The organism is Streptomyces sp. NPDC002133 (assembly GCF_040296405.1).
Lineage (GTDB): Bacteria > Actinomycetota > Actinomycetes > Streptomycetales > Streptomycetaceae > Streptomyces.
Genome location: NZ_JBEOXF010000112.1, coordinates 1 through 10,866, shown reverse-complemented (window position 1 = coordinate 10,866; position 10,866 = coordinate 1). Strand labels below are relative to the sequence as shown.

The following is a 10,866-nucleotide window of genomic DNA, read 5'->3' as shown; positions in this document are numbered from 1 at the left end:
CGCAGGGCCGCCCCGTGTCACCGGTCCGCCGACGGAGCTGCAGCGGACGGCCGGGAAGCTGCGTGCCGGCACCGGCAGCGGTCATGCGTCCTGGGTCTTGATGTAGTCGGGCTGATCCTTGTCGTCCAGCGAGAAGCCCTGGTTGGCTGAGGCGGCCCGAGCGGGCGCGGGCTCGGTGGCGACGGGAGTCACCGAGCCGAACAGCTCCTTCCGCTCGGCGACGGCGCGTGCGGTCATCTCGTCGGAGGTGCCGAGACCGATTGCCTCGCGGGCCAGTTCGGTGATGGAGCCGCCGGGGTCGGTCGAGATGCGCTGCATCGTCAGCAGCTTGATGAGGAACAACGGCGTGCCCTGGAACCTCTCGAACGACCTGAAGCGTCCGGCCCAGTCGCTGAGGAACCGGTCCTGGACGAACTTGAAGAGCCGCACCTTGTCGTGCGCGCTCATCGTCGTGCCGTGGAACATCTCCAGAAGCCTGGTGCCGATCCCGGGAACCTCGAAATCCTTCTCGCTCGGCGACAACACCGCTGAGCGGCCGCACATCTCCACGAGCTTCTCCGTCAGCCGGCCCACGTTCTCGAGGTAGTGCGCGCGGCCGAAGTCGTAGAAGATGTTGTTCGGCTTGCACAGCCCCCTGGGCGTCACGAACGCGGTCGCCTCCGAAGCGATGCTGAAGGCGCGCAGCGTCTCGTGGAAGCGGACGAGGTCGGCGAGGTCGGATCCCACGACCGGGTGCTGAGCCGTTCCGGTTGACTGTGCGATGAGGACCGCCAGTCCGGTCATGAGCTCCGCGTTGACGATCATGTGGTGCAGGGTGTCGGCGTGCTCGAAATCGAACGTACGCTGCGCGTACAACCTGGAGTGATCGACGTTGCCCAGGTGGTAGATGTGCTCCCACGGGATGAGGACGTCATCGAAGTACGCCATGGAGTCGAGCTCGTCGCCGAGGCTTGACAGAGGCCGCTCGAAGCCGGACTCCGCGGGCGTGGCGTTGGAACGGCGTCCCACGTGCGTGACGTTTGGGTGGTTCACTGGGACGCCCGCCCAGATGATGTGCTCCGGTTCTGTCCCGGGCTTCACTATGTTGCCGAGCAGTATCGTGTCGGCGAATATGACGGCGGTGGAGACCCCCTTCCAGCCGGCGACCACGATGCCTTCGTCATTGCGCTCCTTGACGCGGAGCATCGGGTTGCGTGCGGCCACCGAGGGGTCCGAGCGGTCGCGCTGCACGTCGTTGAGCAGGGGGACCGTCCAGAGGTCCGCGTCGCGGTTGGCCTCGAAGTCCGCGATGATGTTGCGGGCGAGGTCGACGGTCGCGGGCGTGTCCTTGGACAGTTCAGCCCAAGGGGCGGTGTCGTCCACGAGGGCGTACCAGTTGCCGTTGTTGCTCTGGGGGAGGCGGGCGAACGCGCCGCCGCCAAAGCTGCGGATCACCGAGTTGGCGTAGTCGCGCCGTCGTTCGAGGTCCTTCTGGTTTCGCGGATACAACCAGCCGATCGGGCGTCGCGTGCCGTCCTCGTCGACGAAGGTCAAAGAAGCCTGGTTCTCAGGCTCGTGATGCAGGTCGTAGAAGCGCGCGGCCTGCTCGGCGTAGCCACGGGTCAGAGGATGCTTTGTCACATCCTCGATGCGCTCACCGTCAATGATGACGTTACGCCCGTCACGCAGTGATTCCAGGTACTCGGTACCGGTCCTCATAGTCGTGCCTCCAGTTCTCCTGGGAGGGGGCTCATCGTCGCGGTGAGGGCGTTAACCAACCGCGAATAGGGTGTTAATACTCCAGCTGTAGATCGTGATCTTGCTGGTAAGGGCCGGTGCAGACATGGGTGCGGCCACCGTTGATCATCGGTGTGTGAAGACAGACGATCATGTGGTGGCCGCAGGTCACAGCGCAGACTCTGCCCGCTGGCAGGAGGCGTTCGAAGCCCTCATGGACCGGATCGCGGGCCGGTTCATGCGGGTCGAACCCCGGCGCCGGATCCGGCGGTTGGTACTCGGGCTGCTCGCGGACCTGCCGCGCAAGAACTGCTGGACGATTGCGGAGTGGGCTGGCGAGGCGAATCCGGACGGGATGCAGCACCTGCTCAAACGCGCCAAGTGGGACGCCGACGCGGTTCGCGACGACCTGCGCGAGTACGTGGTCGAGAACTTGCACGATGATCAGGCGGTGCTCGTCGTGGACGAGACCGGAGACGTGAAGAAGGGCAGCCACACCGTTGGCGTCCAGCGGCAGTACACCGGCACCGCAGGCCGGATCGAGAACTCCCAGGTCGCCGTCTACCTGGTCTACACGGGCCAGCGCGGACACGCAGCAGTAGACCGCGAGCTCTACATCCCGCGCTCATGGACCGACCAGCCCGACCGCTGCCAGGCGGCGGGGCTCGCGCCCGGCACGGCGTTCGCCACGAAGCCGGAACTGGCAGCCCGCATGATCGCCCGGTTCCTGGACGCTGGCCACCGTGCACGATGGGTGGCCGGCGATGAGGTCTACGGCGGCAACCCGAGACTGCGCACCGTCCTGGAGGAACGCGGCAGCGGCTACGTCCTCGCGGTGGCCCGCACCCACGAAGTCACCACCCATGCAGGGAAGTTCCGCGCAGACTTCCTGGTCAAGAAGCTCCCCAAGCGCGCCTGGCAGAAGCTGTCCGCCGGGACCGGCGCAAAGGGGCAACGCTTCTACGACTGGGCCCACATCGCACTGCACGACCCCAGGGCTGGCCACCGCTACCTGCTGGTCCGCCGCAGCCGCACCACTCGCGAACTCGCCTACTACCGCTGCTACTCGCCCCAGCCGGTGCCGCTGACGACGCTGGTGCGGGTCGCGGGATCAAGATGGCGCATCGAGGAGACGTTCCAGGCCGGCAAGGGCCTGGCCGGCCTCGACGAACACCAGGTCCGCCGCTACACCTCCTGGACCCGCTGGGTCACCCTAGCCATGCTGGCCCACGCCTTCCTGGCCGTCGTCCGCGCCGACGAACACACCCGCCGCCCCGCCCCGGACACGTTGATCCCGCTCACCTGCAACGAGATCGCCCGCCTGTTCATCGCCCTCGTTGCCCAACGCATCCACGACACGGCCCACCGGCTCGGATGGTCCCACTGGCGTCGCCGCCACCAAGCCCGATCCCGAGCCAGCCACCACTGCCGCCAAGCCGCCTACTCTGCCTGAGCGCACTCGATCACGTGAGCATGAAGTCCCGGGGCGCGACCCCGCGTCACGGCAACGAACGTGTGAGCCATACCACTTCACCGCTGTCGTCTGTGGAAACGTGATCCCGCTCGAACCCGAGCTTCTCAAGGACACGGAACGACGGTGTGTTCCATGTGCCGACGGTCGACCAGAGCCGCTTCCGCCCGGTCGCTATAGCGGCCTCGAGCACCGCGCTGGCCGCCTCGGTGGCGTAGCCACGCCCATGCGCGCGCTGGAACAACTCATACGCGATTTCAGGCTCCTCTACGGTGGAGCGGCCGATGATCAACCCGCAATAGCCGATGAAGTCGCCTTCGTCACGTCGCTGGATGGGCAGCAGGGCGATCCCCGTTGTCGCCGTTGCGGTGAGCTGCTTCGCGATGAGCGTCCGGGTGTGCTCAACCGTGGGTGTCCCGTTGCCGCGTTCGGAGTGGAGGGCACGGAGCTCAGCGGCGTCCGACTCGGCCCACGGCCGCAGTATCAGCCGCTCGGTCTCAAGGTGGAACGACATCGTCTCGTACGTAGACATGCCCCTACTCTGCCCCACTGATCATCACGAACTACAGCTGGAGTATTAACCAGGATTCTTCAGCGGCCGTGAGTGCGTGACCGGTCGTCGGTTCGCCCTGTTTGTTCCGCGTGATCGCGGGCGGGGCCTTCGCGTGTCGCTGCGGCTGCGCCGGGGTTCCACGCCACCCGGAGGTCGTGCAGGTCTGCTCCTTTCCTTGTCTTGACGGGCGGGTGGTCTGGGCGTCAGGTGACGGCGGGCAGCCGGTGCCGGCAGGTGGTGAACGCCTTCGCCCAGGGCCCGGTCCGCTTGATCCGCAGGAAGCGGCGGCGGGCGTGGTCGGGGGCAGCACCTCGGCCGGCGCATCTCAGCCTGGTGCGGTCCGCGCACCGGCGCGGCAGCACCGTCCCGGCATGCCCGATCAGCCTCTTCCCGTCAGCTATCACGGACAGCCGACGGTCCCACCCTGAAGTCTCGACCACCAGAAAGGTGCCTTGCTCTCTGCAGCGGATACGAACCTAGACAGTCGCATCCTCGCACCCATGAGGGCCGGGCCTGTCAAGGTGCGTGGACGCCCCCCGCCTACTGGCTGGTCACTTGTACTCCCGTGTCTGAGCTGGGATTCCGGGCCCTACAGGGTGCGCTCCACGCACCACGGCCGAGGGGTGGGCCGACGGCGGCTGTGCGGGCCGCCACAGGAGTCCGACAGTGAGGGACACTCCGAAGAGTCAGTCGAACAACTCGATGAAACGTGGCAGCGACGCGTCGAGCGCGTCGTCGTATGACATCGATGCGAACTCGTAGAGGGAGCGACGGCCAGGGGCACCTGCGCTGGCCGCCCGCAGTGCGTTATCGAGCCACTCCTGGGCGACCACAGCTGCTCGGCCGGCCTCAACCACGGCCTGCACGAGACCGACCTCGCGGGCCCTCTCGGCGGTGAACGGCTCGCCGGAACCGATGTTCTCGATCGCCAGGCGCGGCCCAAGCCGATGAATGATGGGCACCTGCGCGATCATCGGCCACCTCCCGGCGTTGACCTCGAACGTGCCGATTCGCGCACTGTCCACTGCGACGGCGAAGTCGCAGGCCGCGACGAGCGAGGCGCCCGCGGCGAGCGCGTCGCCGTTGACGGCAGCCGCGACAGACAGACCCAGACGAGGGAAGACCCGGAGGGTCTCTATCAACGTCTTGCCGAACAGAGCTGGATCTGCACCAGCTTTGAAGGCAGCGACGTCGAGACCACCGCAGAAGGTCTCACCTGCACCGGTGAGCAGGACGGCACGAATGTCCGGATTGTCGTCACACTCCTGCAGGCGGGCGCGGATGTCGGTGAGGATGCCTGGGTTCAGCAGGTTCCGCTCGCCATTGTGAATGGTCAAGACGGTGGTAGCACCCACCACTTCTTGCTCTACGCCGCCGCTCCAGACGTTGTCCACGCTATTCATGATCCGAGTCCTCTCACTTCGTTCAGCTTCGTGTCGAAGGCCGACGCGATGATCTTCTCGTCGACCTTGTCCAGGGGGCGGTGTGAGCTGCGGCCCTGCGTCGTTCACGACGATGTCGACGCCGCGCTGCTGCGCGTGCGCCTCTGCCGGCGCGCTGTTGACGGACTCCGCGTCGGTGACGTCCGCGACGATGGGGAGCACGTCCGCCTGCGCCGGATCCAGCGGTGAGACGATCGGCCGCAGCCTTGACGGCCGCTTGGCCCCTGGCTGCGATCGCCACCTTGGCGCCACGCTCGAGCAGCGCCTCTGCGATGGCGAAGCCCATGCCTCGATCACCACCGGTCACGAAAGCCGTGTGGCCCTCCAAGTTCCAACCTGCGGCCATGTTCGGTTCTGGCGGTCTATTCCTCTGCGGAGAGTGGATCTGAAGCGGTGCGGCCACTGCAAGCGCGGTTAACGCAGGGTTCACACGCGGACGGTCGGGCCTCCTCGCACCTTCCGAACGGCTAACGGTGCGAGGCGCACAATGGCCCGCGCTCAGCCCGCTCCGAGGGTGAAGGAGGGAGGGACGATGGAGGTCCTCAGCCTCGAGGTGCCCGACGGGAAACGGAGTGCCGGTAGTGGCCGCACCGGTGGAGCGCGGGCGCGCCAAGGTCGCGATCGGGGCCTTCGACGGCGTTTACCTCGGTCACCGTCAGGCCCCCTGCGGGTGCGACACAGTGCTCGGCAGTGCTGGGGAGGTGTCGCTTCGAGACCGGGCGCCGGAAGTGCTTGTCCAGCTCGATATCAGGAAGCCCGGTGATTGCGCCCAGGCGGGCCGCGAGGGTTGACTTCCCTGAAGCGCGACGCCTCAGATCAGCTTCGCTGGGTTGGACATCGGTGAGAGGCCCACGACCGAGGGTGACGGCCCAGATCTCCAGGATGTCCCGGGTGCGTTCGGTGGTCACGGCCATAGGCCAACTCCGCCGATCATGGCACAGCTCTCCTGCCCCCGCGTGATCGTCGGCACATCTCAAGCATGAGCAAGCCGCCGAAGCAAGCATTGAGGTGCTCTCAGTAACAGGTGCACCCAACTTCTGTGGTGGCGGTCCAGCGGGGCTTCTCGGCTGCCACACTGGCCCCTTGCGGGTCGCAGGAGGGCGGCGCCAAGGCGAAAGGAACTGACCGCGGGATGCCCCGATGGATAGTGCTGGCCGTACCCGTCGACGGTGTTGCAGAGACAGATCGTGACGCGCGTACCGTTGCGGAATTCGAAGGCAGTACCGAAGAGGCGGAGACGGCTCTTGTGCGGGCGGCGAACACGTTCGAGCACAGCCTCTGGAAGGTGCGCCGTCGTGAGATCTTCAAGTGCTCCAGTCGGTCCTACTTCATTCGCATCCAGGGGCGTATGGCGACGTACGGCTTCCTCGTCCAGCTTGCCGAACTGGTCCATGACTCCGACGCGAAGCCAGTGGTCCAGCCGTTCGCCGGAAGACCAGCCACCTCAGAAGTAGAAGTTGAGCCAAAGCCGTAACACACCGACAAAGCCAGGGCGATGAGGGGTGGGGCCGTTGACCACACCCGCGACCCGCCCCTCGTCCTGTTTGTACTCTTATGCGGCCCAGTCGTATCCGAGGTTGCCGAGTGCGGTGAGTTGGTCTGTACTCAGTCGGTCGCGGCGGCTCTTTTCGGTTGCTGGGGATACGCCGAGTCGTACGGATGTGCCGTCGGGGAGGTTCTCGACGCGCTGTCTGTGACGACGGTTTTGCCCTCTCGTTCGATGTATTGCCGGAGAGCCGTCAGGCCGCGCTGCAAGGTCTCGGAGGCCTTGCTGCTTCCTCCGCTTGCTGTGCGACGCGAACGGGCAGCAACGTGCCGTTCGGCGGGTATCACGCCCAGCTTGGCCAGCCGCTGCTGCTCTTCGTTCAGCCCTTTCCTTCAGAAGGGCCGCGCCCTTCTCTGAAGGTTTCCGGTCATCGACGTACAAACGTCACCAGTCGAGGTCTTTGTACCCCTTCGGCGGTACACCCGCAGCCGAGAAGATGTTCAACGCCTGCTGCCTCATGGGTTCAGCGGCAGCGTTGTCGGTCTTCTGGAGGGCGCGGGCGAGTGCCACGAGGGTGCGGGCTTCGCCTAGTCGATGACCGGTCTCACGGTGTATGGCCAGTGCCTCCCGGCCGAGGGAGACGGCTGTGGCATACGCCGACTTGGACTCCGCTGTGCCGCACAGGACGGTCAGGGCCTGTCCCTCCACCACTCGGAAGCCGTACGCACGTGCCAGGCGGAGTACCTGCTCGGCATGACGGTGGGCCTCGTCGTGGTGGCCCAGCTGCCGGTGCGTGAGGGACAGCCCCAGAATGCTGTCCGCCTCCGCTCGTCTGAATCTCGCCTTCCGGGCCAGGGCGAGGGCTTGAGTGTCAGCCTCAAGGGATCGGTCGAAATGGGCCAGATGCCGGTGGGCAGCCGCGAGCGTGTTGAGGATGCTGGACTGAATCCAGGGCCGGCCCGGGTACTTGAACATGGCATAGGCACGCTCGGCCTGCTCCAGCCCTTCGTCCTGGCGGCCGAGCTCGATGTTGATCCTCGCGACGGCGCCGACCATCCTGGCGCGGGCGTTGCGGTATCCGCGCCTCCCGTCGGGGGTCACCCAGGGGCCGAGGACGTCGAGGCCGTCGGCGAGACGGCCGAGTTCCCAGTACACCCAACCCAGAGTCTGAAGAGCCGGGCCGTCGTCCCACCAACTGAGCACCGCACTGCGGCTGATGGCCAGTTCGAGGTGAGCGGCGGCCTCGCGCAGCCGGCCCAGATCTCGGCAGACCATACCGAGGCCGAGCAACCCCAACGCTTCGACGTGACGATTCCCGACTTCACGGGCGATTCCCAGGCCGGCGGTGATGTGTTCGTGCGCGCTGTCGAGGCGCGCCATGCTCCATTCCACGCAACCACTGCCGTCCAGAGCCGCTGCCTCGCACACCGCCCAACCAAGCTCCCGGCTGATGTCCAGTGCGCGTGCGTGATGATCCATCGCCTGCCTGGCGTGCCCCCCAGTCCCACCGGATCACTCCAAGGGTGTTCTGCATGGCTGCCTGGCCATACAGATCGCCCTCGGCCGTGGCCGCGTCCAGTGCCGTCTGCGCAGTGGCCAGCCAGGTCGCCCGAGGCAGGTGGAGCCAGAAGTGGCCCAAGAGTACGGAGGTGAGGTGCCAGGCGACCGGGCGCGGACCGTGCCGGGCGGCATGGTTGATGACGGCGAGGAGATTGGCCCGCTCGGCCTCCAGCCACTCGCTGGCCTCGGCAGCGGACGGCATGCCCTGCTGGTCGTAGGCCCGGAGCGCGGGCGGCAGCTCCGGGAAGAGCCAGGTCCCCGCGACGGCGCGGGCGGCGTTCAGATACCAGATCAGGACGCGTCTCAACGCGGCGTCACGATCCTCCGCGCATTCCTCCACCTGCGCCCGCTCCTGCGCGTATTCGCGAAGGAGATCGTGGAACCGGTACCGGCCCGCCGTCACAGGTTCGACCAGGTGGGCGGCGGCCAACGCACTGAGCAGGCGTCGGGCCTGCGGCAGCGGTGTATCCAGGAGGGCTGCGGCGGCCTCGGCGGTGAACTCCGGTCCGGGAAGCAGGCCGAGCAGGCGGAACAGCCGGCGCGCGGCAGGCGCCAGGACCCGGTACGACACGGAAAAGGCCGCCCGCAAGGGGGACCGGTCGTCGCCGTCAGGCTCCAGCGCCTCCAGCTTGTTGCCCTCGGTCATCTCGGTGACCAGGTCGGCCGGGCGCAGGCCCGGATCGCCCGCCAGCCGGGCGGCGGCCACGCGCAGCGCCAGTGGAAGGCCGCCGCACAGCAGGATCAGTTCGTCGACCGCACGCTCGTCGGCGGCGACCCGGTCCGCGCCCAGGGTCCGGCTCAGCAGCGTGCGGGCCTCATCCGGCTGGAGCAGGTCCAGCGGCAGGGCGTGGGCCCCGTCGCGGGCGACGAGGTCGCCGAGCCGGTTGCGGCTGGTGACGACGACACAGCAGCTCGGGCTGCCCGGGAGCAGCGGACGTACCTGCTCGGCCGAGGCCGCGTTGTCCAGCAGGACGAGCATGCGCCGGCCCGACAGCAGGGTCCGGAAGACGCGGCCTTGGGCCTCGTGATTCGGGGGGATCTCCGATGCCGCGAGCCCCAGGCTGCGCAGGAGCAGTTCAAGGGCCTCCCCGGGATCGAGGGGCTGCCGGTCGTGGTCGAACCCGTGCAGGTTGACGTATAACTGGCCGTCCGGGAAGCAGTCGCGCACCTGGTGTGCCCAGTGCACGGCCAGAGCGGTCTTGCCGATACCGGCCGCGCCCCCGATGGCGGAGATGACCACCGTGTTCGCCGGCCCCCGGTCCTGCTCGGGTGGAAGCAGCGCGTGGAGTCTGGCGAGTTCGCCAGCACGGCCGGCGAATCCCGCAGTGTTGTGGGGCAGTTCGGCGGGCGCGGGCGCAGTGCTGTCGCGAGGCGGACGGGCGGACTGTCCCGCTGGTCCTGGCCGGATCAGCACGGACGCTGCCGGATCATCGCGGAGAATGCGCTTGGAGAGCGATTGCGCGCGAGGAGCTGCCGGACGGAGGAGGTAGGCGTCGTCCTGGCGCAGCACCGCTTCGTACACCCGGCGGAGCTCCTCACCGGGATCGACCCCGAGTTCGTCACGCAGCCGTACGCGCATGTCTTCATAGGCGTTCAGTGCTTCCGTCTGACGTTCGCAGCCGTACAGGGCCCGCATACGCAATGCCAAGCGACTCGTCGTAGCGGTCGGTCGCGGACAGGCCGGCAAGGTCGTCGAGGGCGTCGCCGAACCGGCGCAGCGGAACCAGGCACTTGAGCCGCTCCAGCCGGAGCGTTCGTCGACGCTCCCACAACCGCTGCCGCTCGTCCTGCGCGAGAGGTCCCGGCAGGTTGGCCAGGGGCTCTCCTTGGAACAGTTCGAGCGTTGCGGACAACTGGTCCGCTGCGGAGGCCAGGTCGCCGGACGCCATCGTGCGCATCGCCTCATCGCTCTGCTCGGCCAGGTCTGCCGTATCGAGCCGGACCTCCTCGACGACGAAGCGGTACCAGCCCTTGCCACTGCGGATCAGCGACTCCGCCGGCTGGGTGCCCTCCGCGTCGAGCACCCTGCGAAGCGAGTTGATGTGCGTCGGCAGCACCTTGCGACCACCTGCGGGCGGCACCGGCCCCCACACCGCATCGAGCAGTTGCTCATGGCTCACCACAGCCCCCTGACGGAGCAGCAATGCGGCCAGCACGGCCTGCCGCTTGACAGGCCCCACAGCCAGGGCTGTTTCACCCCGCCAGGCCCGTAACGGCCCGAGCACCTCGATCCGAAGCTGCTGAGGAGATCTCCCGCCCACCCCGAGCCTCCGCGCCCGCACTTGATCGGAATTTCATCAGCATTGCAGCACGCCCGGCCATGGTGACGGACACGACATCGCACAACCCGCACATTGAAGGGGAATCCCAGTCAACTTCTCGGCCGTAAACGACCGAGCGTGTTGGCTCTGTCGTTTGCGCCTTGTCGCGCTCCCGACTGCCCCCTACGACGGGACGGTCACGGGTCGCATCTACCAGCGAAAGGAGGTGTTCAGGTCCTTTGTGGTACGGGTCCGTTGACGAGAACCCACGCCGAGCGTGCCCGGTTGCGTACGTTGACCCCGGCGACGTGGTCGGCGGGGCCAGCGAGCCCGCACCGACGACAGGAGAAGGTGTCCCGGGTGGGACGGTTGTTTCT

General features: G+C 67.3%; 10 protein-coding genes and 1 pseudogene. 3 read left to right on the top strand and 8 right to left on the bottom strand.

Going from position 1 to position 10,866, the window contains the following annotated elements; translation table 11 throughout:
- Positions 1–81 precede the first annotated feature (81 nt).
- The gene (locus ABT078_RS41740) at positions 82–1,698 is read right to left on the bottom strand and encodes a 4-hydroxyphenylacetate 3-hydroxylase N-terminal domain-containing protein (RefSeq protein ID WP_351237570.1); all 1,617 of its coding nucleotides are present in this window, start codon (positions 1,696–1,698) and stop codon (positions 82–84) included.
- Positions 1,699–1,930: 232 nt separating this feature from the next.
- Here ABT078_RS41740 and ABT078_RS41735 point away from each other — a divergent pair, with 232 nt between their 5' ends.
- The gene (locus ABT078_RS41735) at positions 1,931–3,169 is read left to right on the top strand and encodes an IS701 family transposase (RefSeq protein ID WP_351237572.1); all 1,239 of its coding nucleotides are present in this window, start codon (positions 1,931–1,933) and stop codon (positions 3,167–3,169) included.
- 46 nt (positions 3,170–3,215) lie between these two features.
- Here ABT078_RS41735 and ABT078_RS41730 read toward each other — a convergent pair whose 3' ends face one another.
- The 3 genes from ABT078_RS41730 to ABT078_RS41720 all read right to left on the bottom strand — a co-directional run bounded on the left by ABT078_RS41730 (position 3,216) and on the right by ABT078_RS41720 (position 5,143).
- Positions 3,216–3,719 carry a GNAT family N-acetyltransferase gene (locus ABT078_RS41730; protein ID WP_351237568.1) on the bottom strand — a complete coding sequence of 168 codons (504 nt, stop codon included), beginning with the start codon at positions 3,717–3,719 and terminating at the stop codon, positions 3,216–3,218.
- 224 nt (positions 3,720–3,943) lie between these two features.
- On the bottom strand, positions 3,944–4,144 hold the full coding sequence (locus ABT078_RS41725) for a hypothetical protein (RefSeq protein ID WP_351237566.1): 201 nt from the start codon (positions 4,142–4,144) through the stop codon (positions 3,944–3,946).
- Positions 4,145–4,426: 282 nt separating this feature from the next.
- Positions 4,427–5,143: an enoyl-CoA hydratase/isomerase family protein gene (locus ABT078_RS41720; protein WP_351237564.1), complete on the bottom strand. Its 717-nt coding sequence runs from the start codon at positions 5,141–5,143 to the stop codon at positions 4,427–4,429.
- 30 nt (positions 5,144–5,173) lie between these two features.
- Here ABT078_RS41720 and ABT078_RS41715 point away from each other — a divergent pair, with 30 nt between their 5' ends.
- Positions 5,174–5,371, top strand: a complete 198-nt coding sequence (locus tag ABT078_RS41715; RefSeq protein WP_351237574.1) for a hypothetical protein — start codon at positions 5,174–5,176, stop codon at positions 5,369–5,371.
- 52 nt (positions 5,372–5,423) lie between these two features.
- Here the strand turns inward: ABT078_RS41715 and ABT078_RS41710 are convergent.
- Positions 5,424–5,468, bottom strand: a pseudogene (locus ABT078_RS41710) (hypothetical protein); the annotation flags it as partial.
- Between the two features lie 846 nt (positions 5,469–6,314).
- Between ABT078_RS41710 and ABT078_RS41705 the strand changes: the two are divergent.
- Positions 6,315–6,656, top strand: coding sequence for a hypothetical protein (locus tag ABT078_RS41705; RefSeq protein ID WP_351237562.1), 342 nt, complete (start codon positions 6,315–6,317; stop codon positions 6,654–6,656).
- A gap of 456 nt (positions 6,657–7,112) precedes the next feature.
- On the opposite strand, the gene ABT078_RS41700 is transcribed toward ABT078_RS41705, so the two are convergent.
- The 3 genes from ABT078_RS41700 to ABT078_RS41690 are packed head-to-tail and all read right to left on the bottom strand — an operon-like array spanning position 7,113 to position 10,489.
- Positions 7,113–8,048 carry a tetratricopeptide repeat protein gene (locus tag ABT078_RS41700; RefSeq protein ID WP_351237560.1) on the bottom strand — a complete coding sequence of 312 codons (936 nt, stop codon included), beginning with the start codon at positions 8,046–8,048 and terminating at the stop codon, positions 7,113–7,115.
- Positions 7,990–9,876, bottom strand: a complete 1,887-nt coding sequence (locus ABT078_RS41695; RefSeq protein WP_351237558.1) for a BTAD domain-containing putative transcriptional regulator — start codon at positions 9,874–9,876, stop codon at positions 7,990–7,992. The genes ABT078_RS41700 and ABT078_RS41695 overlap by 59 nt, the downstream gene beginning before the upstream one ends.
- On the bottom strand, positions 9,812–10,489 hold the full coding sequence (locus ABT078_RS41690; RefSeq protein ID WP_351237556.1) for an AfsR/SARP family transcriptional regulator: 678 nt from the start codon (positions 10,487–10,489) through the stop codon (positions 9,812–9,814). The genes ABT078_RS41695 and ABT078_RS41690 overlap by 65 nt, the downstream gene beginning before the upstream one ends.
- Positions 10,490–10,866: the final 377 nt, after the last annotated feature.